25 protein-coding genes are annotated in these 22,940 nt (G+C 69.8%); 7 read left to right on the top strand and 18 right to left on the bottom strand.

The genetic code is table 11. The features are described from left to right. The 9 genes from VEC03_RS09275 to VEC03_RS09235 form a co-directional block, all read right to left on the bottom strand. On the bottom strand, positions 1 to 139 hold a 139-nt coding region (locus tag VEC03_RS09275), incomplete at its 3' end, for a GTP-binding protein (RefSeq protein ID WP_324914574.1). 209 nt (positions 140 to 348) lie between these two features. Then, a complete protein-coding gene (gene fusA, locus VEC03_RS09270; RefSeq protein ID WP_324914572.1) occupies positions 349 to 2,451 on the bottom strand; it encodes an elongation factor G in 2,103 nt (700 codons plus the stop codon). A 78-nt stretch (positions 2,452 to 2,529) separates the two neighbouring features. Further along, on the bottom strand, positions 2,530 to 3,003 hold the full coding sequence (rpsG, locus tag VEC03_RS09265; protein ID WP_135251794.1) for a 30S ribosomal protein S7: 474 nt from the start codon (positions 3,001 to 3,003) through the stop codon (positions 2,530 to 2,532). Positions 3,004 to 3,144: 141 nt separating this feature from the next. Continuing rightward, a complete protein-coding gene (gene rpsL / locus VEC03_RS09260; RefSeq protein WP_324914571.1) occupies positions 3,145 to 3,522 on the bottom strand; it encodes a 30S ribosomal protein S12 in 378 nt (125 codons plus the stop codon). A gap of 216 nt (positions 3,523 to 3,738) precedes the next feature. Then, the gene (locus VEC03_RS09255; RefSeq protein WP_324914569.1) at positions 3,739 to 4,896 is read right to left on the bottom strand and encodes a D-alanyl-D-alanine carboxypeptidase family protein; all 1,158 of its coding nucleotides are present in this window, start codon (positions 4,894 to 4,896) and stop codon (positions 3,739 to 3,741) included. A gap of 16 nt (positions 4,897 to 4,912) precedes the next feature. Further along, a complete protein-coding gene (locus VEC03_RS09250) occupies positions 4,913 to 5,536 on the bottom strand; it encodes an alpha/beta hydrolase (protein WP_324914567.1) in 624 nt (207 codons plus the stop codon). Between the two features lie 4 nt (positions 5,537 to 5,540). Beyond that, the gene (locus tag VEC03_RS09245) at positions 5,541 to 5,882 is read right to left on the bottom strand and encodes a (2Fe-2S) ferredoxin domain-containing protein (protein WP_324914565.1); all 342 of its coding nucleotides are present in this window, start codon (positions 5,880 to 5,882) and stop codon (positions 5,541 to 5,543) included. Then, complete coding sequence (locus tag VEC03_RS09240) at positions 5,879 to 7,009, bottom strand: VanZ family protein (protein ID WP_324914563.1); 1,131 nt, start codon at positions 7,007 to 7,009, stop codon at positions 5,879 to 5,881. The genes VEC03_RS09245 and VEC03_RS09240 overlap by 4 nt, the downstream gene beginning before the upstream one ends. A gap of 7 nt (positions 7,010 to 7,016) precedes the next feature. Then, on the bottom strand, positions 7,017 to 7,439 hold the full coding sequence (locus VEC03_RS09235) for a CopD family protein (RefSeq protein WP_324914561.1): 423 nt from the start codon (positions 7,437 to 7,439) through the stop codon (positions 7,017 to 7,019). 271 nt (positions 7,440 to 7,710) lie between these two features. On the opposite strand from VEC03_RS09235, the gene hemB reads away from it, so the two are divergent. Continuing rightward, entirely contained in the window at positions 7,711 to 8,712 is a 1,002-nt protein-coding gene (gene hemB / locus VEC03_RS09230) for a porphobilinogen synthase (RefSeq protein ID WP_324914559.1), read from the top strand. A 10-nt stretch (positions 8,713 to 8,722) separates the two neighbouring features. Next, positions 8,723 to 9,829, top strand: a complete 1,107-nt coding sequence (locus VEC03_RS09225; protein WP_324914558.1) for a magnesium transporter CorA family protein — start codon at positions 8,723 to 8,725, stop codon at positions 9,827 to 9,829. Positions 9,830 to 9,854: 25 nt separating this feature from the next. Here VEC03_RS09225 and VEC03_RS09220 read toward each other — a convergent pair whose 3' ends face one another. After that, positions 9,855 to 10,505, bottom strand: a complete 651-nt coding sequence (locus tag VEC03_RS09220; RefSeq protein ID WP_324914556.1) for a glutathione S-transferase family protein — start codon at positions 10,503 to 10,505, stop codon at positions 9,855 to 9,857. Between the two features lie 10 nt (positions 10,506 to 10,515). Next, positions 10,516 to 11,202 carry a dienelactone hydrolase family protein gene (locus VEC03_RS09215; protein WP_324914555.1) on the bottom strand — a complete coding sequence of 229 codons (687 nt, stop codon included), beginning with the start codon at positions 11,200 to 11,202 and terminating at the stop codon, positions 10,516 to 10,518. Between the two features lie 105 nt (positions 11,203 to 11,307). Between VEC03_RS09215 and VEC03_RS09210 the strand changes: the two genes are divergently transcribed. The 3 genes from VEC03_RS09210 to VEC03_RS09200 are packed head-to-tail and all read left to right on the top strand — an operon-like array spanning position 11,308 to position 13,159. Beyond that, a complete protein-coding gene (locus VEC03_RS09210) occupies positions 11,308 to 12,054 on the top strand; it encodes an SDR family oxidoreductase (RefSeq protein WP_324914553.1) in 747 nt (248 codons plus the stop codon). Beyond that, entirely contained in the window at positions 12,054 to 12,527 is a 474-nt protein-coding gene (locus VEC03_RS09205; protein ID WP_324914552.1) for a MaoC family dehydratase, read from the top strand. The genes VEC03_RS09210 and VEC03_RS09205 overlap by 1 nt, the downstream gene beginning before the upstream one ends. Then, positions 12,527 to 13,159: a MarC family protein gene (locus VEC03_RS09200; protein ID WP_324914550.1), complete on the top strand. Its 633-nt coding sequence runs from the start codon at positions 12,527 to 12,529 to the stop codon at positions 13,157 to 13,159. Before VEC03_RS09205 ends, VEC03_RS09200 begins: the two co-directional genes overlap by 1 nt. A 21-nt stretch (positions 13,160 to 13,180) precedes the next feature. On the opposite strand, the gene VEC03_RS09195 is transcribed toward VEC03_RS09200, so the two are convergent. From VEC03_RS09195 to VEC03_RS09175, 5 genes are read right to left on the bottom strand one after another with little or no spacing between them, the layout of a single operon-like run. Continuing rightward, positions 13,181 to 13,813 carry a Crp/Fnr family transcriptional regulator gene (locus VEC03_RS09195; protein ID WP_324914548.1) on the bottom strand — a complete coding sequence of 211 codons (633 nt, stop codon included), beginning with the start codon at positions 13,811 to 13,813 and terminating at the stop codon, positions 13,181 to 13,183. Continuing rightward, the gene (locus tag VEC03_RS09190; protein ID WP_324914546.1) at positions 13,810 to 14,460 is read right to left on the bottom strand and encodes an ABC-type transport auxiliary lipoprotein family protein; all 651 of its coding nucleotides are present in this window, start codon (positions 14,458 to 14,460) and stop codon (positions 13,810 to 13,812) included. Before VEC03_RS09190 ends, VEC03_RS09195 begins: the two co-directional genes overlap by 4 nt. Then, positions 14,457 to 15,434 (bottom strand): MlaD family protein, encoded by a 978-nt coding sequence (locus tag VEC03_RS09185; RefSeq protein WP_324914545.1) that lies wholly within the window; start codon positions 15,432 to 15,434, stop codon positions 14,457 to 14,459. The genes VEC03_RS09190 and VEC03_RS09185 overlap by 4 nt, the downstream gene beginning before the upstream one ends. Before the next feature lie 11 nt (positions 15,435 to 15,445). Then, positions 15,446 to 16,270, bottom strand: coding sequence for an ABC transporter ATP-binding protein (locus tag VEC03_RS09180; RefSeq protein ID WP_324914544.1), 825 nt, complete (start codon positions 16,268 to 16,270; stop codon positions 15,446 to 15,448). Further along, positions 16,270 to 17,391 (bottom strand): ABC transporter permease, encoded by a 1,122-nt coding sequence (locus VEC03_RS09175; protein WP_324914543.1) that lies wholly within the window; start codon positions 17,389 to 17,391, stop codon positions 16,270 to 16,272. The genes VEC03_RS09180 and VEC03_RS09175 overlap by 1 nt, the downstream gene beginning before the upstream one ends. A 129-nt stretch (positions 17,392 to 17,520) precedes the next feature. On the opposite strand from VEC03_RS09175, the gene VEC03_RS09170 reads away from it, so the two are divergent. Beyond that, positions 17,521 to 19,062, top strand: coding sequence for a CoA-acylating methylmalonate-semialdehyde dehydrogenase (locus VEC03_RS09170; RefSeq protein WP_324914541.1), 1,542 nt, complete (start codon positions 17,521 to 17,523; stop codon positions 19,060 to 19,062). A 131-nt stretch (positions 19,063 to 19,193) separates the two neighbouring features. Beyond that, positions 19,194 to 20,834 carry a GMC family oxidoreductase gene (locus tag VEC03_RS09165; RefSeq protein WP_324914540.1) on the top strand — a complete coding sequence of 547 codons (1,641 nt, stop codon included), beginning with the start codon at positions 19,194 to 19,196 and terminating at the stop codon, positions 20,832 to 20,834. Here the strand turns inward: VEC03_RS09165 and VEC03_RS09160 are convergent. Next, positions 20,818 to 21,618 carry a hypothetical protein gene (locus tag VEC03_RS09160; RefSeq protein WP_324914539.1) on the bottom strand — a complete coding sequence of 267 codons (801 nt, stop codon included), beginning with the start codon at positions 21,616 to 21,618 and terminating at the stop codon, positions 20,818 to 20,820. The two genes, VEC03_RS09165 and VEC03_RS09160, sit on opposite strands and share 17 nt — an antisense overlap. Positions 21,619 to 21,620: 2 nt before the next feature. Further along, positions 21,621 to 22,634: a hypothetical protein gene (locus tag VEC03_RS09155; protein WP_324914537.1), complete on the bottom strand. Its 1,014-nt coding sequence runs from the start codon at positions 22,632 to 22,634 to the stop codon at positions 21,621 to 21,623. Positions 22,635 to 22,940: the final 306 nt, after the last annotated feature.

Genomic DNA, 22,940 nt, shown 5'->3' with positions numbered 1-22,940 from the left:
AGGCCTTGGCTTCACCGCCGAACTTGGTCGACAGGATCGTCGTGATCGCCGCCGTCAGCGTGGTCTTGCCGTGGTCCACGTGGCCGATCGTGCCCACGTTCACGTGCGGCTTGGTGCGCTCGAATTTACCTTTTGCCATTTCAGTTCCTCAAAAGAGCGATGCCCGTGGACGGGTTTAACGTCTGCATCGGACTGCCGGGTCCCCCGCCACGGGCAGCGGGGGGCGTCTGATCGCAGACGGGAAAAAACTCTGATCAGAGGGGCACAGCAACCGTTGCGCTGTTGGTCCGCCCCTTCCAGTCAGAGGGGACAGAGCAGCCGCTGCGCGGCTGGTCTGTCCCCTGGTTCTTACTTAGCCCTTGCAGCGACGATGGCCTCGGCGACGTTCTTCGGAGCCTCGGCGTAGTGCTTGAACTCCATGGTGTACGTCGCGCGGCCTTGCGACATCGAGCGCAGGGTGGTCGAGTAGCCGAACATCTCGGACAGGGGCACCTCGGCCTTGATGGTCTTGCCACCGCCGACCATGTCGTCCATGCCCTGCACCATGCCGCGGCGGGACGACAGGTCGCCCATCACGTTGCCGGCGTAGTCCTCGGGCGTCTCCACTTCCACGGCCATCATCGGCTCGAGGATCACGGGGTTGGCCTTCTTGCAGCCTTCCTTGAAGCCGAAGATGGCGGCCATCTTGAACGCCTGCTCGGACGAGTCCACGTCGTGGTACGAGCCGAAGTGCAGCGTGACCTTGACGTCCACCACCGGGTAGCCGGCCAGCACGCCGGTGTTCAGGGCCTCTTCCACGCCCTTCTGCACCGCCGGGATGTACTCGCGCGGCACCACGCCGCCCTTGATCGCGTCGACGAACTCGAAGCCCTTGCCGGCCTCGTTCGGCTCGACCTTGAACACGACGTGGCCGTACTGGCCCTTGCCGCCGGACTGGCGCACGAACTTGCCTTCGGCCTCTTCCACCGTCTTGCGGATGGTCTCGCGGTAGGCCACCTGGGGCTTGCCGACGTTGGCTTCCACGCCGAACTCGCGCTTCATGCGGTCGACGATGATTTCCAGGTGCAGCTCGCCCATGCCGCCGATGATGGTCTGGCCGGACTCCTCGTCGGTGTTCACGCGGAACGACGGGTCTTCCGCCGCCAGGCGCTGCAGGGCGATGCCCATCTTCTCCTGGTCGGCCTTGGACTTGGGCTCCACGGCCTGGCGGATCACCGGCTCGGGGAACACCATGCGCTCGAGCGTCACGATGGAATCGGGGTCGCACAGCGTCTCGCCGGTGGTGACGTCCTTCAGGCCCACGCAGGCCGCGATGTCGCCGGCACGGATCTCGTCGATCTCGATGCGGTTGTTGGCGTGCATCTGCACGATCCGGCCGATGCGCTCCTTCTTGCCGCGCACCGGGTTGTAGACGCTGTCACCCTTGGACAGCACGCCCGAGTAGACGCGCACGAACGTCAGCTGGCCGACGAAGGGGTCGGTCATCAGCTTGAACGCCAGCGCCGAGAACTTCTCGTTGTCGTCCGCCTTGCGGGTGGTTTCCTGGTCCTTCTCGTCGACGCCGGCCACCGGCGGGATGTCCACCGGCGAGGGCAGGTAGTCGATCACGGCGTCCAGCATGCGCTGCACGCCCTTGTTCTTGAAGGCGGTGCCGCACAGCATCGGCTGGATCTCGGTGGCGATCGTGCGGGCGCGCAGGCCCTGCTTGATCTCCGCCTCGCTCAGGTCGCCTTCCTCGAGGTACTTGTTCATCAGGTCCTCGTTGGCTTCGGCGGCAGCCTCGACCATCTTCTCGCGCCACTCGTTGGCCGTGGCCACGAGGTCGGCCGGGATGTCGGCGTACTCGAACTTCATGCCCTGGGTGGACTCGTCCCAGATGATGGCCTTCATCTTGAGCAGGTCCACCACGCCCTTGAAGTTCTCCTCGGCGCCGATCGGGATCACGATCGGGACCGGGTTGGCCTTCAGGCGCAGGCGCATCTGCTCGTAGACCTTGAAGAAGTTGGCGCCGGTGCGGTCCATCTTGTTGACGAACGCGAGGCGCGGCACCTTGTACTTGTTGGCCTGGCGCCAGACCGTCTCGGACTGCGGCTGCACGCCGCCCACGGCGCAGTACACCATGCAGGCGCCGTCGAGCACGCGCATGGAGCGCTCCACCTCGATGGTGAAGTCCACGTGCCCGGGGGTGTCGATGATGTTGAAGCGGTGCTCCGGGTAGGACAGGTCCATGCCCTTCCAGAAGCAGGTGACCGCCGCCGAGGTGATGGTGATGCCGCGCTCCTGCTCCTGCTCCATCCAGTCGGTGGTGGCGGCGCCGTCGTGCACTTCGCCCAGCTTGTGGGTCACGCCGGTGTAGAACAGGATGCGCTCGGTGGTCGTGGTCTTGCCGGCGTCGATGTGCGCCGAGATGCCGATGTTGCGGTAGCGCTCGATGGGCGTTTTGCGGGCCATGATGGTCTTTCCTTGAAAACGGAGCGGGCCCGCTCGTGGCGGGCCCCAGCCGTGGCTTGCTTCAGTTGGGGGCGGAGGTCAGAAGCGGAAGTGCGAGAAGGCCTTGTTGGCTTCGGCCATGCGGTGCACTTCGTCGCGCTTCTTCATGGCGCCGCCGCGGCCTTCGGTGGCTTCCATCAGCTCGTTGGCCAGGCGCAGGGCCATGGACTTCTCGCCGCGCTTCTTGGCGGCTTCCTTGATCCAGCGCATCGACAGCGCCAGCCGGCGCACCGGGCGCACTTCCACCGGCACCTGGTAGTTTGCGCCGCCGACGCGGCGCGACTTCACTTCGACCATGGGCTTGACGTTGTTGATCGCCATGGTGAAGGCCTCGACCGGGTCACGGCCGGGGTTCTTCTTCTCGATCTGCTCGAGCGCGCCGTAGACGATGCGCTCGGCGACCGCCTTCTTGCCGCCTTGCATGATGACGTTCATGAACTTGGCGAGCTCGACATTGCCGTACTTGGGATCCGGCAGGATTTCACGCTTGGGGACTTCGCGACGACGTGGCATGTTTCACCTCTTCAATTGCTTCAGCTGGCCCTTTCGGGGCCGTGGGAGCCAACCGGCTTCCCGCTTACTCGACCCGACAGCGGGTCACTACGCTTCGATTCGCCTGCCGAGCGATCGAAGCACCGACAAACGAAAGATCTCTTAGGCCTTCTTCGGGCGCTTGGCGCCGTACTTGGAGCGGGCCTGCTTGCGGTCCTTGACCCCTTGCAGGTCGAGCGAGCCGCGCACGATGTGGTAGCGCACGCCCGGCAGGTCCTTGACCCGGCCGCCGCGCACCAGCACCACGGAGTGCTCCTGCAGGTTGTGGCCTTCGCCGCCGATGTAGGAAATGACTTCGAAGCCGTTGGTCAGGCGCACCTTGGCGACCTTGCGCAGGGCCGAGTTCGGCTTCTTGGGCGTCGTGGTGTACACGCGGGTGCACACGCCCCGGCGCTGGGGGCTGTTCTGCATCGCGGGGGACTTGGAAGTGGTCTTTTCGACCTCGCGCCCCTGACGCACGAGTTGGTTGATGGTTGGCATTGGAAAAAAAGTCCCTAAGCGTCTGGAAAATGCGCGCACTGCATGGCTGCGGCGCGCGCGACCTTCCCGCCCCAAATTGCGGGAAAGCCCGCCAGTATAGCCGGATGCGGGTTTGCCCTCAAGGGAACGGGGGGGTCCGGCGGGTAAGCGATCCGCAGGATCGTGAGCCCCCGCTTTCCCGCAAGGGGCCGCCAGCAGCGGCCCTCGCGCGCAAGCTCAGCGGATCCAGAGCCGGATGGCGTCCCAGGCGCGGCCAAGCACGCCTGCCTCCTCCACCGCCTCCAGCGCCACCAGCGGCACCTCGGTCACCGCCTTGTCGCCGGCCAGCACCTTGAGCGTGGCCACCTGCTGGCCCTTGGTGAAGGGGGCGACCAGCGGATCGGGCCGCGCCACCGCGGTCTTGAGCTGGGACGCCGTGCCCGACGGCACCGCCACCACCAGCGGCTGGGTGCGGCCGAGCTTGACCGTGTTGGCCGTACCTTTCCAGACCTCGGGGGTGACCACCGGCTGGTTGGCGTCGAACAGCTTGATGCCCTCCCACGCCGTGAAGCCCCAGTTCAGCAGCTTCTGCGACTCGTTGGCGCGCACGTTCTCGCTGGACGTGCCCAGCACGATCGACAGCAGCCGGCGGCCGGGCAGGTTCGGGAAATCGCGCCGCGCGGTGGCCACCAGGCAGTAGCCGGCCGCGTTGGTGTGCCCCGTCTTGAGGCCGTCCACCGTGGGATCGCGGAACAGCAGCATGTTCCGGTTGGTGTCGTTCGCCGTCGGCGTGCCCTGGTAGCGGTACTTCTTGATCGAGTAGTAGTGCGTGTATTCGGGGAAGTCCTGCAGCAGGCGGGTGGCCAGGATGCTCAGGTCGCGCGCGGTGGTCGTGTGCCCCGGCGCGGTCAGGCCTTCCGAGTTCTTGTACGTGGTGTTGTTCATGCCCAGCGCCTTGGCCTGGACGTTCATCAGCTCCACGAAGCGTTCCTCGCTGCCGGCCACGCCTTCGGCCAGGGCGACCGTGGCGTCGTTGCCGGACTGCACGATCATCCCCTTGATCAGGTCCTCCACGGGCACCTGCATGCTGGGGTCGATGAACATCCGCGAGCCGGGCATCTTCCAGGCCCGCACGCTCACGGGCAGCGTCTGCTGCAGGCTGATCTTCTTGGCGCGCAGCGCATCGAACACCAGGTAGGCGCTCATCAGCTTGGTCAGCGAGGCGGGTTCGACCGGGCTGTCGATGTCCCGGCCGGCCAGCACCTGGTTGGCGCTGACGTCCATCAGCAGGTAGCTGCGCGCGGCGATCTCGGGAGGCTGCGGCGCCTGGGCCGCGGCGGCGAAGCAAAACAGGGCGAGCAATGGCGCGGCCAGCGCCTTGGCAAGACGTGTCATCGGCAGGGGGGACTCCTTAGCTGCGAAGGTGGCGAGCCACCAGGTTTTTCAGGAGCGGCAATTGTCCGTGAAAGAAGTGGCCCACGCCCGGGACCAGCGTCAGCGGAAGGGTCTGTGGCCGCGCCCAATCGAGGACGGCTTGCAACGGCACCGTGTCATCCTCCTCGCCGTGGACCACGAGCGCGCGGGCGTGGGCCTCGGCGGGCAGGGCCGGCACCGCGAAGCGCGAAGCCGCCGTGCCCACCAGCACGATCTTGCGCACCTCGCGCGCGGCCCAGAGCGACTCGATCACCCGCGCCGCGACGTAGGCACCGAAGGAGAACCCGGCCAGCGCGATCGGCCCTTCCGGAGCCAGCGCCTGCACCAGGCCGGTCATGTCGTCCGCCTCGCCGCGGCCCTCGTCATGCTCGCCGGCGCTCGCGCCGACGCCGCGGAAGTTGAAGCGCACCGCGTGCCAACCTTCCTGCACGAACGCGCGGGCCAGCGTCTGCACCACCTTGTTCTCCATGGTGCCGCCGAAGAGCGGATGCGGATGGGCGATGAAGGCAGTGCCGCCGTTCGGCTGCGCGGGATCGTCGCGAAGCACCTCGATCGCGCCGGCCGCGCCCTGCACCTGCAGCCGCCGCGTGTAGGCGTTCATGGGTTCAGCGACCCAGGTGCGGCGGCGTGAGCAGGCGTTCGACGATCCGGCCGTTCTTCAGGTGCGACTCGACGATCTCGTCGATGTCCTGCTGGTCCACGTAGGTGTACCAGACCGCTTCCGGATAGACAACGGCCACCGGCCCGGCGGCGCAGCGATCCAGGCAGCCGGCCTTGTTCACCCGCACCTTGCCCGGCCCGTTCAGGCCCTGGGCCTTGACCTGCGCCTTGCAGCGGTCGAACGCGGCCTCGGCGTTGTGGTCCGCGCAGCAGTTCTCGCCGTTGGTGCGCCTGTTCAGGCAGAAGAAGATGTGCCGCTCGTAGTAGGAGGGCTGGTCGGAACTCATTGGACGATTCTAGGCCGCGCATCCCGGCTGGAGGCGCGCACCAGCACATAGGCCAGGGCGGCGTAAGGCCACAGCCATCCGAGCCACTGCACCAGGCCGTGGAAGCGGATGAAGCGGCCCTGCTCCCATGTCTGCAGCGTGTGCGTGAAGTAGGCGTTGGCGGGCGCCTGGTTCAACAGGGTGAGCTGCAGCACCAGCACGAGCAGCAGCAGCGCCGCGCAGCCGCGGCGCGGCAGCACCAGCAGCGCCAACGCCAGCAGCAGCCCGGTGAGCAGGCCCAGCCGGACCGGCAGCGTCAGCCAGGTCCAGGCGTGCGCCGGCCCCCAGCTCAGCGCCCAGGACAGCGCGGTGACGGCGACCCCGGTGGCGGCCAGCAAGGCGGCGAAGACCGCCCGGCGCCCGGGCGACTGCATGATCGAGTAGGCCAGCAGGCAGGGCGCCAGCGCACCCAGGGCCACGCCGATCAACTCGGCCCCGGGCACCAGCGGCTGCAGTTCCACGTCGCGCACCGGCAGCCACTCCAGGAAGGGGGTGTCCATCAGCCACTCGGCCACGGCCGCCTCCAGGCGCTCGAACACCTGCCCCAGCCCCAGCGGGACCGCGGCCGGGAACAGCAGGGCCACCGGCCACAGCGCCAGCAGCACCAGGGCGCCCCGGGCCTCCTCGACGAACCAGCGCCCGCGAAAGCGGCTCCAGTGGTCCACCGCGCCGGCGCGCTCCAGCCCCACCGCCAGCACGGCGCCGAGCAGCGTCCCCAGCGCGTTGAGCCCGAAGTCGACGTTCGACGGCACTCGCGCGGGCAGGTAGGACTGCAGGGCCTCCAGGCCGAACGACAGCAGCGCGCCCGACAGCAAGGCCACCGCCACCGCGGCCCAGGGAGCCGGGGGTCGGGCCGGGTTGGCCCGCCGCATGAAAGCCAGTGCCAGCAGGAAGCCGAGTGGCGCGTAGCCGGCCGTGTTGGCGGCGAAGTCGAACGCCGTCCACCAGCGCGGCCAGGGGCTGGCCAGGAAGGCCCAGGGTTCGATGCCCTGGTCGCGCCAGTCGGCGAAGGGGTACAGGCTCGCATAGACGATCAGGGCCGCCCAGGCCAGCGCGAGCGGCCAGGCCGATGTCTTGCGTGCCGACATGGCGTCGTCAGAACGGCTTGACGACCACCAGCACCACCGCCGCGAGCAGCAGCAGCACCGGAGCCTCGTTGAACCAGCGGTACCAGCGGTGGCTGCGCCGGTTCTGGTCGTCGGCGAAGCGGCGCAGCAGGCGCGCGCAGGCATGGTGGTAGCCGATCGTGAGCACGACCACGGCCAGCTTGGCGTGCATCCAGCCGCTGCCGCGGCCGATGCCATAGCCGAGCCACAGCCACACGCCCAGGCCGACTGCCGGCACCGCCAGCAAGGTGGTGAAGCGAAGCAGCTTGCGCGCCATCAGCAGCAGGCGGTCCCGCTCGGCGACCGACCCCGGCGCCACCATCGCCAGGTTCACGTAGATCCGCGGCAGGTAGAACAGGCCCGCGAACCAGCTCGCGATGAACACGATGTGAAGCGCCTTGACCCAGAGCATGCGGGGGAGTGTACGGAAGGGCGCCCGCCGGCTGAGCCAGCATCCGCAGGCGGCGCGCGGACAAAAAAAAACCCCGGCCAGTGAAGCCGGGGCAGGAAGCCTTTTTGCTGTCACACATTAAGGCGCCCGCTCAGGGAGGAAAAGCGGGGGGCGGCAAGCCGCCCGAGCCGTAATTTAACAAAGCCCCCATGCCCTTACAAGCCGGCTGGGGCAAGGCCGCCGATGCGCTGGCGCAGGGGCGATTCCGGTGCCATGGGGCACAATTTTCCCCATGGTCCTGCACGCCCCCTACCCCCAAGGCCGCCCGCGCCGGCTGCGCCGCGACGAATTCACCCGCAACCTGGTGCGTGAGCACGCGCTCTCGCCGCACGACCTGATCTATCCGGTGTTCGTGCTCGATGGCGAGAAGCAGCGCCAGGCCGTCGCCTCCATGCCGGGCGTGGAGCGCCTGAGCGTGGACCTGCTGCTGCCGGTGGCGCAGGAATGCGTGGAACTGGGAATCCCCGTGATGGCGCTGTTCCCTGTGATCGATCCGGCGCTCAAGACCGAGGACGGTCGCGAGGCCTTCAACCCCGAGGGCCTGGTGCCGCGCGCCGTGAGCGCCCTCAAGCAGCGCTTCCCGCAACTGGGGGTGATGACCGACGTGGCGCTCGATCCCTTCACCAGCCACGGCCAGGACGGCCTGCTGGACGCGAGCGGCTACATCCTGAACGACGAGACGGTGGAGGTGCTGGTGCGCCAGGCGCTGGCCCAGGCCGAGGCCGGCGTGGACATCGTGGCACCCAGCGACATGATGGACGGGCGCATCGGCGCCATCCGGCAGGCGCTGGAGTCGCGCGGCGCCATCCACACCCGCATCATGGCCTACAGCGCCAAGTACGCCAGCGCGTTCTACGGTCCGTTCCGCGATGCCGTCGGCTCCGCCGCCAACCTGGGCAAGGGCAACAAGAAGGTCTACCAGATGGACCCGGGCAACAGCGACGAGGCCCTGCGCGAGGTGGCGATGGACATCGCCGAGGGCGCCGACATGGTGATGGTCAAGCCCGGCATGCCCTACCTGGACGTGCTGCGGCGGGTGAAGGACGAATTCCGCATGCCCACGTTCGCCTACCAGGTCTCGGGCGAGTACGCGATGCTGCAGGCCGCCGCCCGCAACGGCTGGCTCGATGGCGACGCCGTGATGATGGAAAGCCTGCTGGCGTTCAAGCGCGCCGGCGCCGACGGCATCCTGACCTACTTCGCGATCGAGGCGGCGCGGCGCCTGCGCGCCTGAGCGCCCGCCCATGCACATCGTCGAATTCACCCCCGGCACGCTGCGCTTCCTCGACGAGGTGCCGGCGCAGGCGCCGGGGGACGGGTTCGTCTGGATCTACCTGGAGCGCGAAAGCCTTTCCGAACACCTGCCGGTGCTGCAGACCGCCTGCCAGCGCCTGGGCGGCTCGGCGCTGCTGGACCTGCACCTGAAGGACCTGGGCAACCGCGCCCACCCCTCGCACTACGACTACACCTCGGTCTACGACCTGGTGGTGTTCCGCCGGCTGGCCACCGCCGAAGAGGTGGACCGCGAACTGCAGGAGCATGCCGCCACCGAGCCGGTGCCGACCGCGCTGGCCAGCTTCTATCGCATCCGCACCCGCGCCCTCGGCTTCGTGGTGTTCGACCGGCTGCTGGTGACGGTGCACCCGAGCGGCTGCCAGACCGCACGCACCTTCATCGCGCGCTACCTGTCGGATGCGGTGCAGAGCGACGGCCTGCCCGGCAACAACCGCAGCCGCCTGCCGACCCGCCCGCCCGACCTGATGCTGCGCATGGTCAACGTGATGGTGGACAGCTACCTGGACCTGCGCCGGCAGCTGACCGGCGAGCTCGACCTGTGGCAGCAGGAACTGCTGCGCCCCGGCACCAACGTCCGCAACTGGGGCGCCCTGATGGTGGCCCGGCGCGAGCTGCACACGCTGGAGGACCTGTGCGAGGAGCAGGCCGACGCCATGCAGGAGTGGCTGGACACCGCCCGCGAGCAGCCCTCGCCCGGGCTGTCGCAGGCCGAGCGCGACGGCCTGATCGCACGGGCCCGCGACGTGCTGGAGCACATCCAGCGCGTGGTGCAGCAGGTGCGCCGGATGGAGCAGGGCGCCGAGACCGTGGTGCAGATCCACTTCTCGGCCCAGAGCCACCGCACCAACAACACCATGCGCACGCTGACGGCGCTGACGGCCATCTTCCTGCCGCTGAACCTGATCACCGGCGTGTTCGGCATGAACTTCGCGCGCATGCCGCTGCTGGCCGACCCGATCGGGTTCTGGCTGGCCATGGGCTCGATGGTGCTGGTGGCCGCGGCGCTGGGCCTGGTGTTCTGGCGCAAGCGCTTCCTGGAGCGCAGCGCGCGTTGACGGCGCGCTGCCTGCGCAGCGCCGCTCAGACGAAGGGCGGCTGCAGGCCCTCGTTGGCGATGACGCGCTGCACCGCCGGTCGCTCCAGCATGCGCTGCAGGTAGGGCCCCAGGTGCGAGCGCTCGCGCGCGCGGCCCTCGCCGAAGTTGCGGGTCCAGCGGCACAGCGTGAATACGTACGCGTCCAGCGCGCTGTAGCGCTCGCCCATGAACCAGGGCCCGCCGGTGCGCGCCAGCTCCGCATCGAGTTGGTCCAGCAACGGACCGACGCGCCGCTGCGCGTGCCGCTTGAGTTCAGCCGCACCGGCCTCGTTGCCCTCGTCCATCCAGCGATGGGGATAGAAGTAGACGATCAGCGTCGCATGCAGCGTGTTGGCCAGCCACATGAGCCACTTGTAGAAGTGGGCCCGCTGCGCGGAGCCCAGCTCCGGCGCCAGCCGGGCCTGCGGATGCGTGTCGCACAGGTGCAGCGCGATGGCCGCGGTCTCGTACAGCACCAGCTCGCCGTCCACCAGCACCGGGATCAGCCCATTCGGATTGAGCCGCAGGTAACCCGGCTCCTTGTGCGCGTTGGCCGCGCGATCCACGTGCACCCGTTCGTAGGGCGCGCCGATCTCCTCCAGCAGGATGTGCGGCACCATGGCCGCGGAGCTGGGATAGTGGTGCAGCTGGATCATGCAGTTCGTCTCAGGCGGCCAGGTGCCTGGCGAAGAAGGCCAGCGAGCGCTCGCGCGCCAGCCGCGCGGCCGGCTCGTTCCAGGAGCCGCGCTGGTCGCAGTTGAAGCCGTGGTTGGCGTCGTACACGTGCACCTCGACGTTCGGGTGCGCCTTGCGGAAGGCCTCGACGCCGGCCAGCGGGATCCAGTGGTCCTGCTCGCCGAAGTGGGACAGCACCGGCACCTTGGGTTGGCGCGCGGATTCGTCCGGCGTGGTCATGCCGCCGCCGTAGTAGGTCACCGCCGCGGACAGGCCGTCCAGCGTGCAGGCCGACCGCCAGGACAGCAGCCCGCCCCAGCAGTAGCCCACGATGCCGACCTTGCCGGCCTGGGCGGCGTGGCGGATCGCGGCCTGGATGTCCTGCAGCACGCCGGGCGCGGGCAGCGCCTCCGCCGCGGTCTTGAGGGCCATGCCGGCCGCCATGTCGTCCTGCGAGTAACCCAGCTCCACGCCCGGCTTGACGCGGTGGAAGGTCGAGGGCGCCACTGCCAGCCAGCCTTCGGCCGCGTAGCCGTCGGCCACCGAGCGGATGTGAGAGTTGACGCCGAAGATCTCCTGCAGCACCACCACGGCCCCCTTGGGTTGGCCGGACGGTTGCGCCACGTACGCAGGGAAGCTGAAGCCGTCGGCTGCCTGCAGGTCCACGAAGCTGCCCATGATCGTCTCCTTGTCGGTTGGGTTGGCGTGCAGGCGGCCCGCACGGACCGCCTTTGTTCTAATCGGGTTGTATCGTAGTCGCGCCCCGGGCGCAGGAGGCTGGAATTGGAGCGAATCGTGCTGGTCACCGGCGGCAGCCGGGGCATTGGGGCCGCGACGGCCACGCTGGCGGCGGCGCACGGGTGGTCGGTCGCGGTCAACTACGCTGCCAGCGCCGGCGCGGCGCAGCAGGTGGTGCAGGCCGTCGAGGCGGCCGGCCGCCGCGCCATCGCGGTGCAGGCCGACGTGTCGGACGAGCAGCAGGTCCTGCGCATGTTCGACGAGATCGACGCGCGCCTCGGGCGCATCACCGACCTGGTCAACAACGCCGGCGTAGTGGACGTGGGCGCGCGCGTCGAGCAGATGAGCGGCGCGCGCCTGCAGCGCATCTTCGGCATCAACGTGATCGGCTCCTTCCTGTGCGCGCGCGAGGCGGTGAAGCGGATGAGCACGCGCCATGGCGGCCCCGGGGGCGCCATCGTCAATGTCTCGAGCGCGGCGTCGCGCCTGGGCTCGCCCAACGAGTACGTGGACTATGCCGCGGCCAAGGGCGCGATCGACGTGTTCACGGTCGGCCTCGCCAAGGAGGTGGCTGGCGACGGCATCCGCGTCAACGCGGTGCGGCCCGGGCTGATCGAGACCGAGATCCACGCCTCGGGCGGCAATCCCGATCGCGTGCAGCGCCTCGCGCACCAGGTGCCCATGCAGCGCGGCGGCAGCGCCGACGAGGTGGCGCAGGCCATCGTGTGGCTGCTCTCGCCGCAGGCCAGCTACACCACCATGAGCCTGGTGGACGTGTCGGGGGGGCGCTGATGGCGATCCGCTACTACTGGGAGGACCTGCAGGCCGGACGCGTGCTGGACCTCGGCACCGTGACGCCGACGGCCGAGGAGATCAAGCACTTCGCCGCGCAGTTCGATCCGCAGCCCTTCCACCTGGACGAGGAAGCCGGGCGCCAGTCGGTGTTCGGCGGCCTGTGCGCCAGCGGCTGGCACACCTGCGCGATGGCCATGCGCCTGACCGTGGACAACTTCCTGCGCGAGTCCAGCAGCATGGGGTCGCCCGGCCTGGAGAGCCTCAAGTGGCTCAAGCCGGTCTATCCCGGCGACACGCTGGCGCTGAAGCACCGGGTGCTGGAGTCACGGCCGATGAACAGCCGGCCCGACCTCGGGCTGGTGCGCTCGGTCTGGGAGATGTTCAACCAGCGCGGCGAGCAGGTGCTGCACATGGAGGGCTACGGCATGTTCCGCCGCCGCACGCCCGCCGCTTCGGCCGCGGCCGGCTGATGGACTTCAAGCCGCTGATCACGCTGCTGGCGGTGGTGAACCCGCTGGCCATCGTGCCCTTCTTCATCCACTACACCGACGGCTTCAACCCCCAGCAGCGGCGCGACACGGTGGTGACGGCCGCCACCACGGCCTTCCTGGTGATCGCCATCAGCGCGCTGCTCGGGCTGCAGGTGCTGGAGTTCTTCAACATCTCGCTGGCCAGCTTCCAGGTGGGCGGCGGCATGCTGCTGCTGGTCAGCGCGCTGAACATGCTCAATGCGCAACCGGCCGAGGCCAAGCCGGCGGCCCAGGACCTGCAGCAGGGCGCGGAGAAGGCGGCCCGCGGCGCCAGCATCGCCGTCGTGCCCCTGACCATCCCGCTGCTGACGGGCCCGGCCACCATCTCCACCGTGGTGATCTACGCCGAGCGCGCCAAGACCTTCTGGCAGATGGCGGCGCTGGTGGGCTATGGCGTGGTGATCGGCCTGGCCACCGCGCTGGCTTTCGCGCTGGCCGACCCGATCGCGCGGGTGCTGGGCAAGACCGGCATCAGCGTCATGACCCGGCTGATGGGCCTGATCCTCGCCGCACTGGCGGTGGAAGTGATGGCCGTCGGGCTGATCAAGCTGTTCCCGGGGCTGGGCCGCTGAGCGGACCGCGGGCACCCGGCGCTAGATCGGTGCTTCGGGGCCTGCCGCGGCCTGCTGCAGGTGGCGCAGCAGCTGGTTGCTGGTGTTGCGCAGGCGCTGGGCCAGCAGTTGCGTGATCTTCACCAGCAGCTTGGCGCCCACCGCGGGCTGCTCGGCGATCAGGCCGGCTACCGCGGCCCGCGTGAGGACTGCCGCTTCCACCTCGCTGAGCGCCCAGCAGCTCGCGTAGCGCGGCTCGCCGTCCAGCATCGACATCTCGCCCAGCGCGGCGCCGGCGCGCAGCACCGCCAGCCGCGCCGTCGTGTCGGCCAGGGCGCTGCGGTCCACCGCGGCGCCGACCTTGCGCTTGCCCACGTCCACCGTGCCGGACAGCAGCAGCATCATCCAGTCGCTGGCGTCGCCCTCGGCGATCAGCACCTGGCCGGCCTGGGCCCGCACGTGGATCATCGCCCGCCCCAGGATCTCCGCTTCGGCCGGCTTGAAGTCCTGCAGGAACTGCGATTCGCGCAGCAGGTCGCTGCGCTGCGCCAGGCCTGCACAGGGCCCCAGTACCTCCAGCCCCGCCGCCAGCAACTCCTGCTCGACCGGCAGCCGGCTCTGCGCGCCGGTGACCAGCCTGGCGGCTCCCTCGGTCGTACGGGGCATTTCGCTCATGGCTGCGACCTCGCCACCTGCAGCAGCCACTGGCTGATGTCGGCCGCGGCGGCATCGGTGGCCTCGGTCAGCGCGCGGACCCCGCCCGACGCGTCCTGCGTCGGCGCCACCCCCTGCACGGCGATGCTGCGCTGGCCCACCAGCTTCTCGCCGCCAATCGTGTTCAGGAACACGGTGGTGCGCAGCCGGATCACGCCGCGGCTGCTGTCGGGCGCATCGAACACGTGGGCGAATTCCTCCAGCTCCATGCGCAGCAGGTACAGCGGCTGCGCCGTCTCGCGCGCCAGCGAGGCGCTTTCGTCCAGGTTCAGCACCGGCCGCTCGCGCCCGAGCTGCTGGCGCAGGCGCTGGCGCACCAGCTGCGGCGGCGGCGCGCTCCAGCGCGACTGCGAGTACGCGCGCAGCTGGTGGTCGTCGGAATAGGCCAGCCGGTACAGGATGGCCGAACCCTCGAGGGCGCCGGCGGCGTCGATCTCCGGCACCACCAGGGCGAAGCGCGGCCCCGGCCGCTCGATCGGCGGCGAGATCGGCGGCAGCGGCCCCATGTCGAACAGGGTAGGCCGCACCGGCTTGTCGACGATGCTGGCGCACGCGGCCAGCAGCAGCAGCGACAGGACGGCGGCGGCGCGCGAAAGGATGCGGGTCATCGTTGCACTCCTGGGGGCGTGAAGCCTTCCTCGCCCGGGCCGGGCTCGATGCGGCCGGTGCCGAAGATCAGCGATTGCGGGTTGTCGTTGATGCCGATGATGGTTCGGCTGAGCTGCCGCACCGCGCGCGAGGTGTCCTCGGTCACCCGGTTGATGCGCGGCAGGGTGGCGGCGTTGAACGAGTCGGCCGCATGCGACAGGGCCTCGGTGCCGGCGGCCAGCCGGTCCATGGGGCCGTTCGGCGCATTCAGCCGGCGCGCGGTCTGGCCGATGTCGGTGATGGTGGCGCGGGTGGCCTCGGACGTCTCCTGCAGCGAGGCCAGCGCACTGTCGGTGCGCCGCACCAGCGAGGGGATGTCGACCCGCCGCGGGCCGAACTGCGCCGTCAGGGTGGCGTCGAGGTTGCGGCTCAGCGTCGTGATGCTGGCGGCGGCCTCGGACACGTTGTCGAAGGCGGCCGTGATGCGCTTCTGGTTCGGCTCCGACAGCAGCTGGTTGACGCGGGTGCTGACCTGCTCGACCTGCTCCAGGATCGCCTCCCCGCGCGAGGCCAGCTTGGACAGCAGGCCCGGCTTGAGCGGGATGCGCGGCGGCGCTTCGTCGTTGGGCGGCAGCAGCGCGGCGGGCCGGCCCGAGTCGTCCAGCTGCACGAAGGCCAGGCCGGTCACGCCCTGGAAGGACAGGGTGGCGAAGGTGTCCTGCGTGATCGGCGTGCCGGTCGCGACCTCCAGCCGCACCAGCACGTTGCCCTGTTCCTTGGGATCGAAGCCGATGCCGGTGACCTTGCCGACATCGACGCCGCGGTAGCGCACCGGCGCCTGCTCCTGCAGGCCGGTGACCGCCTCCCGGGTCGAGATCTCGTAGACGTGCCGCTCGCCGTTGTCGCGCGTGAGCCAGGCGCCCAGCAGCAGCAGCAGGCCGGTCAGCGCCAGCACGAAGAGGCCGGCGGCCAGGGCGTGGGCTTTGTTCTGCATCGGTCTGTCTCCTAGACGGCGAAGGGATACTCGCGCAGCAGTTCCATGGCGCGCTGGCCGCGCGGGCCCAGGAAGAAATCATGCACAAACGGATGCTGGAAGGCGATCACGTCCTTGGGCGGGCCGTTGACGATCACGCGGCGGTCGGCCAGCACCGCGATGCGGGTGGACAGCTCGAACAGGGTGTCGAGGTCGTGCGTGACCATGATCACCGTCAGCGCCAGGTCGCGGTGCAGGGCCCGCAACAGCGTCACGAAGCCGTCGGAGCTGTCCGGATCCAGGCCTGCCGTCGGTTCGTCCAGCAGCAGCAGCGGCGGATCCATGATCAGCGCGCGCGCCAGCGCCACCCGCTTGATCATGCCGCCCGAGAGGTCCGACGGCATCTTGGCGCCGTCCTCGGGCTTGAGCCCCACCATCTGCAGCTTGACGATGGCGGCCTCGCGCACCAGTTCCGCCGGCAGCGTGCGCAGCTCGCTGAGCGGGAAGGCGATGTTCTCCAGCACGGTGAAGGCGGAGAACAGGGCGCCGTGCTGGAACAGCATGCCGACCCGGCTGGCGGCACCGCGCTGGCCGAGCTCGGCCACCGGCCGTCCCAGCACCCGGATCTCGCCGGCGGCGGGATGCTCCAGCCCCAGGATCTGTCGCAGCAGCACCGTCTTGCCGGTGCCCGAGCCGCCCACCAGCGACAGCACCTCGCCGCGCTGCACCGTGAGGTCGAGGTTCTCGTGCACGGTGAAGCGGCGGCCCGGCAGCTCGAACACGGTGCTCAGGCCGCGGATGTCGACCATGGGCGTGCCGGGCGCCGGCAGCACCGGTGCGGCCAGCTTGCCAGCCATCAGAACCCCACCTCCTGGAAGGCGATCGCGAACAGTGCGTCGACCAGGATCACCGCCGTGATCGACGTCACCACCGATGCGGTCGTGCCCTCGCCCAGGCTCTGCGTGTTGGGCTCCACGGCCAGCCCGTAGTGGCAGCCGATCAGGGCGATCAGCAGGCCGAACACCACCGACTTGGACGTGGCCAGCAGCAGGTTGCCGATCTGCACCGCCTCGGGCAGAGCGCGCAGGAAGAAGGTCGGCGTGATGCCCAGCGAGATGTCGGCGGCCAGGATGCCGCCCGCCAGCGCGCACAGGGTGGTCCAGATGCTCACCAGCGGCATGGCGAAGGCCAGCGCCAGCGCCCGCGGCAGCACCAGCCGGAAGCTGTGCGAGATGCCCATCACGCTCATGGCATCGAGTTCGTCGGTGACCCGCATGACGCCGATCTGCGCGGTGATGGACGAACCCGAGCGGCCCGCCACCAGGATGGCCGCCAGCATGGGGCCGAGCTCGCGGATCAGGGCGACGCCCAGGATGTTGACGATGAAGGCATCGGCGCCGAACTGCCGCAGCTGCTTGGCGGTGAGATAGGCCAGCACCACGCCGATCAGGAAGCCGACCAGCGCGGTGATGGGCAGCGCCGTGGCGCCGATGTGGTACAGGTGGCCGGAGAAGTCGCGCCAGGGGCCCTCCTGGGGGCTGCGCAGCAGGCGCAGCCCGTCGATCGCCAGCTGGCCGGCCAGCCGCACGAACTCGCGCACCTGGAAGGCCCGGTCCAGCACGGCCTCGCCCAGTGCCAGGTAGCGCTCGCCCCAGCCGGGGCGACGGCGCGGCAGCGGCCCCGTGGTGAACTGCTCCACCCGCTCCAGCACCGCCTCCTGGGACGGCCGCATCTGCAGCTGCGCCGGCCGCCGCCGGCCCCAGTGGTCCCACAGGAGCTGCGCGCCCACGTGATCGAGCTGCTCGATCCCGCGCAGGTCCCAGCCATCGCGGCCGGCGGCGCTGCGCAACTGGGCCTGCAGCGCGTCGAGCACGCCGGGCTGGGCGAAGTGGGCGCCCGTCCACTGGCCCAGGACCCTGACGCTCGCTCCGCCGGCCTGCGGCTCGGAATCGATGCGGGGCGTCGAGGGTTCCTGCATGGGCCTTTGTAAGAAAGTGCAATGCTAACGGGGGCTCGGCGCCAGTAGTGCCATTCGCGGGCCCAATTTGGGACCGAGTGTTGCGCGCCTTAGACTGGTGGGTTCCGAGCCACGCTGAAGAAAACTGCCATGAACGCACCCGACTCCCCCCGCACCGCCGGCGCCATCGCCTCCATCGACCACTGGATCGACGGTTCGGTGGTGGCAGGCAGCAGCGGCCGCAGCGCCGATGTCTTCAACCCGGCGACCGGCCGCGTGACCGGCAAGGTGGCGATGGCCAGTGCGGCCGACGTGGATCGCGCCGTGGCCAGCGCGCGCGCCGCCTTTCCGGCCTGGGCCGACACCCCGCCGATCCGGCGGGCGCGGGTCATGTTCAAGTTCCTGGAGCTGCTGAACCAGCACCGGGACGAACTGGCCCGTGCCATCACGGCCGAACACGGCAAGGTGTTCACCGACGCCCAGGGCGAGGTCACGCGCGGCATCGACATCGTCGAATTCGCCTGCGGCATCCCGCAGCTGCTCAAGGGCCAGTACACCGACCAGGTCTCCACCGGCCTGGACAACTGGACGATGCGGCAGCCGCTGGGGGTGGTGGCCGGCATCACGCCCTTCAACTTCCCGGCGATGGTGCCGATGTGGATGTACCCCGTGGCGATCGCCGCCGGCAACTGCTTCATCCTCAAGCCCAGTCCGCTGGATCCGAGCGCCTCGCTGCTGATGGCCCGCCTGCTGAAGGAAGCCGGCCTGCCCGACGGCGTGTTCAACGTGGTGCAGGGCGACAAGGAAGCGGTCGACGCACTGCTGGAGCATCCGGGGGTCAAGGCGATCTCCTTCGTCGGCTCCACCGCCATCGCGCAGAAGATCTACGAGACCGGCGCGCGCCACGGCAAGCGGGTGCAGGCGCTGGGCGGTGCCAAGAACCACATGGTGGTCATGCCGGATGCCGACCTGGACCAGGCGGTCGACGCGCTGATCGGCGCTGCCTTCGGCTCCGCCGGCGAGCGCTGCATGGCGATCTCGCTGGGCGTGCTGGTGGGCGAGGCGGCCGACAAGATCCTGCCGATGCTCGCCGAGCGCACGAAGGCGCTGAAGATCAAGAACGGCACCGAGCTGGACGCCGAGATGGGCCCGATCGTCAGCAGCGCGGCGCAGCAGCGCATCGCCGGCTACATCGGCCAGGGCGTCCAGGAGGGCGCGAAGCTGCTGGTGGATGGCCGCACCTTCCAGGGCGCCAAGGCCGGCGCCGGCTGCGACGGCGGCTTCTGGATCGGCGGCTCCCTGTTCGACGGGGTGACGCCTGACATGAAGATCTACAAGGAGGAGATCTTCGGCCCGGTGCTCGGCTGCGTGCGGGTCAAGGACCTGGCCGAGGCCGTGGACCTGATCAACTCGCACGAGTACGGCAACGGCGTGTGCTGCTTCACCCGCGACGGCCACGTGGCGCGCGAGTTCTCGCGCCGGGTGCAGGTGGGCATGGTAGGCATCAACGTGCCGATCCCGGTGCCGATGGCGTGGCACGGCTTCGGCGGCTGGAAGAAGAGCCTGTTCGGCGACATGCATGCCTATGGCGAGGAAGGCGTGCGCTTCTACACCAAGCAGAAGTCCATCATGCAGCGCTGGCCGGAGAGCATCGGCAAGGGCGCCGAGTTCGTGATGCCGACGGCTAAATAGGTCCCCCCCCCGAAGCGGCCTTCGGCCGCCTCCCCCCAAGGGGGGCGCCACCAGCGGCCCGGCAAAGCCGGATCCGCGGTGGCACTTGGATCGAGACATCCGCGACCGGAGAGCGGAGGAGGAGACAAGAGGTGAGCGACAACACCTTCGACTACGTGATCATCGGCGCCGGCACCGCCGGCTGCCTGCTGGCCAACCGGCTCTCGACCGACCCATCGAAATCGGTGCTGCTGATCGAGGCGGGCCGCAAGGACGACTACCACTGGATCCACATCCCGGTCGGCTACCTCTACTGCATCGGCAACCCGCGCACCGACTGGATGTACCGGACCGAACCCGATGCCGGCCTGAACGGGCGCCAGCTGAAGTATCCGCGGGGCAAGGCGCTGGGCGGCTGCTCCAGCATCAACGGCATGATCTACATGCGCGGCCAGTCGCGCGACTACGACCAGTGGGCCGAGCTGACCGGCGACCCCGAGTGGCGCTGGGAGCACTGCCTGCCCTTCTTCAAGCAGCACGAGGACTTCTACAAGGGCGCCGACGAAGTGCACGGCGCCGGCGGCGAGTGGCGGGTGGAACGCCAGCGCCTGCGCTGGGACATCCTCGACGCCTTCGCCCAGGCGGCGCAGCAGGCCGGCATCCCGCACACCGAGGACTTCAACCGCGGCAACAACGAGGGCGTGGGCTACTTCCAGGTCAACCAGAAGGGCGGCTGGCGCTGGAACACTGCCAAGGCCTTCCTGCGCCCGACCTGCCACGGCCGGCCCAACTTCACCCTGTGGACCGATGCCCGCGTGCAGCGGCTGCGCGTGGAGCGCCAGCCGGACGGGCGGCTGCGCTGCACCGGCGCCGAGGTGCTCAAGGACGGCCAGGTCGTGGGCGTGCATGCGCACACCCAGGTGCTGCTGTCGGCCGGCAGCATCGGCTCGCCCCAATTGCTGCAGCTGTCCGGCATCGGGCCTGGCTCGCTGCTGCACCAGCACGGCATCCCGGTCGTGCACGAATCGCCCGGCGTCGGCGAGAACCTGCAGGACCACCTGCAGATCCGCGCGGTGTTCAAGGTGCGGGGCGTGCAGACGCTCAACACGCTGGCCAACAGCTGGCACGGCAAGGCGCGCATCGGGCTGCAGTACCTGCTGATGCGCAGCGGTCCCATGAGCATGGCGCCCTCGCAGCTGGGCGCGTTCACGCGCAGCACGCCCGACCAGGCCTGGCCCAACGTCGAGTACCACGTGCAGCCGCTCAGCCTGGACGCGTTCGGCGAGCCGCTGCATCGCTTCCCGGCGTTCACCGCCAGCGTGTGCAACCTCCACCCGACCAGCCGCGGCTCGGTGCGCATCCGCAGCCCGCGCCCGGAGGACGCACCGGCGATCGCGCCCAACTACCTGAGCACGCCCGAAGATCGCCAGGTCGCGGCCGACTCGCTGCGCCTGACCCGCCGCATCTGCGCCCAGCCCGCGCTGGCCCGCTATGGCGCCGAGGAATGGAAGCCCGGCCTGCAGTACCAGACCGACGAGGAACTGGCGCGGCTGGCCGGCGACATCGCCACCACCATCTTCCATCCGGTGGGTACCACCCGCATGGGCCACGATGGCGACCCGATGGCGGTGCTGGACTCGCAGTTCCGCCTGCGCGGCGTGGACGGCCTGCGCGTGGTCGATGCCGGCGCGATGCCGACCATCACCAGCGGCAACACCAACTCGCCGACGCTGATGATGGCGGAGAAGGCCGCCGAATGGGTGCGGCGCGAGGCCGCTAGAAGCGCCGGCTGATGCGCAGCACCAGGTCGTTGGTGCTGAGCTTCGGCTGCCGCACGGTCGTGCCCGGCAGCTGCACGCCACCACGCGACACCGGCACCGCCCGGCTGGCCGGCTGCCGCAGGTGCGACCACTCCAGCCCCCACGACCAGGGCGAACCGGTCGGCGTCGCCACCAGCCGGAGCGTCCACAGCTGCTTGCGGGCGCCTTCGAACTTCGACCGGTCCAGCAGCCCGTAGTAGTCCACGCGCAGCCGGTGCGACAGGCTGCCGCGCGCTTCCACTTCCACCCGCCCGGTCCACCCCGCTGCGGGCTCGAAGGCCGGACTGCGCCAGCGCACTCCGGCCAGCAGAGCCGACGACAGTTCGTCCAGGCCGCCCGCGGCCGCCGTGCCGCGGATCAGGCGCCGGTTGGCCAGCCAGCCCAGCGTCAGCCAGGCTTCGCCCCAGGTCGCCGGCTCGTGCGGTCGCCACAGCAGGTCCGCGCCGCCCTCGTAGTGCCGGGTGGTGGTGGTGAGCGGGGCGCCGGCCTGGGTGCGGCCGTCGTAGTCGAGGTCGCCCGCGGCCAGGTGCAGCCGCGCGGCGATGGCGGTGCCACCGGCCAGCGCGCGCGTCGCCTCCACTTGCGCCTGCAGCATCGGGCCGGTCTCGGCCAGCAGGTTGCCCCCCAGCGCGCTGCGCTCGACCAGCTTGCGGTGGACGAGCCCGAGCGAACCCTCCAGCGCCAGCGCCGGTGCCTCCGCCCAGGCCAGCGGTGCGGAGGCGGCGAGCAGCGCCAGCAGGGCGGGGCGATGGCGCACGATCAGAGCAGGTCCCTGAGCTCAGCGGCGGTGCTGTTGACCACGCTCTCGTAGCTGCCGTCGCCGTCGGCGTCGATGTCCAGCGTGGCGCCGCCCGGGGCGAAGGTGAGCTTCAGGCGCGAGTCGGCCGCGCCGGAAACGACGATGACCCCCGCGACCGGCAGGCCGGTGGCGGTGTTCCAGCGAAGCGCGGTGGGCGTGGTGACGCCGTAGCTGCCGCCGCCCGCGCCCAGCTGCGGGCTGTCGGATTCGACGTCGGCCGACAGCGTGCTGGTGACCTCGGTACCGCTGAGTCGGATGGACTGGCTGTAGTTGCGCCAGGTGGCGCTGCGCGAAACGCCGCCGGCGATCATGCCGTTGGACAGCGAGCTGCCGCTGGCCAGCAGCGTCTGCTCGGTGTCGGACGTGGCGCTCCAGTCCAGCGTGACGTCGCCGTTGCTGGTGGCCGTCACGCCGCCGCTGCTGACCGACAGCTTGCTGGCGACCACGGCCAGGACGATGCGGAAGGGATAGGGCACCACGCTGCTCATCTGGCCGTCGGTCACCGAGATGCTCATGGCGCCGTCGATGAAGTCGCCGCCGACGCTGCACTGGCTGGCGCGGATCGTGATGCTGTCGCCGCGGGCCAGCCGGTTCTCGTCGGCCACCGAGCCGCTGACAGTGATGGTGCCGCGCCCGCCGTCGCAGGCCTCGGTGAACTCGATCCCGCTCGCGAGCGCCGGGCCGGGGGCGCGCCCCGCCAGGCTGCGCACGACGCCCGCCAACGACAGCATCGAAGCGCTGCCGCTGTTGCCACCCCCTTCGACCTGGACGCCGGTGATCAGGCTCGTGCTGCCTTGCGCCGCACCGGTGTTCTGCACCGAATCGGTCGCATGGGCGCCTACCGGCCTGGCGTTGTCCTGCGTGATCTGGATCGCGACCGGCGTGGACGGCGCAACGGAGCCGCCGCCACCTCCACCGCCGCCGCACGCGCCCAGCAACACCGCCACGCTGGCGGCAAGAATGCCCTTCTTCATGGATGTCTCCCCCCTGTTATGTGCCGGGGTGCCCCCGGGGCCGCGCGGGACTATAGCAGGGGGTTTGCCCGCCAGCGGCCGACAAATGTCGGCGCGACCGCATGGCAACAGCCCTGCGAACCATGCCCTTTGGCGACCGCCCGAACCGGGAAAGTCCCGATGGCGCCCAGGGGCCTGCCCGCTAGAGTTGCCAGCACTCGCAAGCGGACCGAGGTCCGTGCAAAGCGGGGGGCCGAGGAGACAAGCAGAACAAGACAACGATCGCTGCGGTAGTCGAAGAAGATGCGTTCAGGGCGCCGGTTCATC

Source organism: Ramlibacter sp., assembly GCF_035627355.1.
Classification (GTDB): Bacteria; Pseudomonadota; Gammaproteobacteria; order Burkholderiales; family Burkholderiaceae_C; genus Ramlibacter.
Note: the sequence above shows the minus strand (reverse complement) of the source record. Positions and strands in the feature narration are given on the sequence as shown.

Excerpts from the sequence above, each read along its gene's own strand:
- VEC03_RS09155 (WP_324914537.1), bottom strand. The coding sequence starts at position 22,634 with ATGAAGAAGGGCATTCTTGCCGCCAGCGTGGCGGTGTTGCTGGGCGCG.
- VEC03_RS09185 (WP_324914545.1), bottom strand. The coding sequence starts at position 15,434 with ATGCAGAACAAAGCCCACGCCCTGGCCGCCGGCCTCTTCGTGCTGGCG.
- VEC03_RS09180 (WP_324914544.1), bottom strand. The coding sequence starts at position 16,270 with ATGGCTGGCAAGCTGGCCGCACCGGTGCTGCCGGCGCCCGGCACGCCC.
- VEC03_RS09190 (WP_324914546.1), bottom strand. The coding sequence starts at position 14,460 with ATGACCCGCATCCTTTCGCGCGCCGCCGCCGTCCTGTCGCTGCTGCTG.
- VEC03_RS09200 (WP_324914550.1), top strand. The coding sequence starts at position 12,527 with ATGGACTTCAAGCCGCTGATCACGCTGCTGGCGGTGGTGAACCCGCTG.
- rpsG (WP_135251794.1), bottom strand. The coding sequence starts at position 3,003 with ATGCCACGTCGTCGCGAAGTCCCCAAGCGTGAAATCCTGCCGGATCCC.
- fusA (WP_324914572.1), bottom strand. The coding sequence starts at position 2,451 with ATGGCCCGCAAAACGCCCATCGAGCGCTACCGCAACATCGGCATCTCG.
- VEC03_RS09170 (WP_324914541.1), top strand. The coding sequence starts at position 17,521 with ATGAACGCACCCGACTCCCCCCGCACCGCCGGCGCCATCGCCTCCATC.
- VEC03_RS09220 (WP_324914556.1), bottom strand. The coding sequence starts at position 10,505 with ATGATCCAGCTGCACCACTATCCCAGCTCCGCGGCCATGGTGCCGCAC.
- VEC03_RS09250 (WP_324914567.1), bottom strand. The coding sequence starts at position 5,536 with ATGAACGCCTACACGCGGCGGCTGCAGGTGCAGGGCGCGGCCGGCGCG.
- VEC03_RS09215 (WP_324914555.1), bottom strand. The coding sequence starts at position 11,202 with ATGGGCAGCTTCGTGGACCTGCAGGCAGCCGACGGCTTCAGCTTCCCT.
- VEC03_RS09240 (WP_324914563.1), bottom strand. The coding sequence starts at position 7,009 with ATGTCGGCACGCAAGACATCGGCCTGGCCGCTCGCGCTGGCCTGGGCG.
- VEC03_RS09195 (WP_324914548.1), bottom strand. The coding sequence starts at position 13,813 with ATGAGCGAAATGCCCCGTACGACCGAGGGAGCCGCCAGGCTGGTCACC.
- VEC03_RS09175 (WP_324914543.1), bottom strand. The coding sequence starts at position 17,391 with ATGCAGGAACCCTCGACGCCCCGCATCGATTCCGAGCCGCAGGCCGGC.
- VEC03_RS09235 (WP_324914561.1), bottom strand. The coding sequence starts at position 7,439 with ATGCTCTGGGTCAAGGCGCTTCACATCGTGTTCATCGCGAGCTGGTTC.
- VEC03_RS09255 (WP_324914569.1), bottom strand. The coding sequence starts at position 4,896 with ATGACACGTCTTGCCAAGGCGCTGGCCGCGCCATTGCTCGCCCTGTTT.
- VEC03_RS09245 (WP_324914565.1), bottom strand. The coding sequence starts at position 5,882 with ATGAGTTCCGACCAGCCCTCCTACTACGAGCGGCACATCTTCTTCTGC.
- hemB (WP_324914559.1), top strand. The coding sequence starts at position 7,711 with ATGGTCCTGCACGCCCCCTACCCCCAAGGCCGCCCGCGCCGGCTGCGC.
- VEC03_RS09205 (WP_324914552.1), top strand. The coding sequence starts at position 12,054 with ATGGCGATCCGCTACTACTGGGAGGACCTGCAGGCCGGACGCGTGCTG.
- rpsL (WP_324914571.1), bottom strand. The coding sequence starts at position 3,522 with ATGCCAACCATCAACCAACTCGTGCGTCAGGGGCGCGAGGTCGAAAAG.
- VEC03_RS09225 (WP_324914558.1), top strand. The coding sequence starts at position 8,723 with ATGCACATCGTCGAATTCACCCCCGGCACGCTGCGCTTCCTCGACGAG.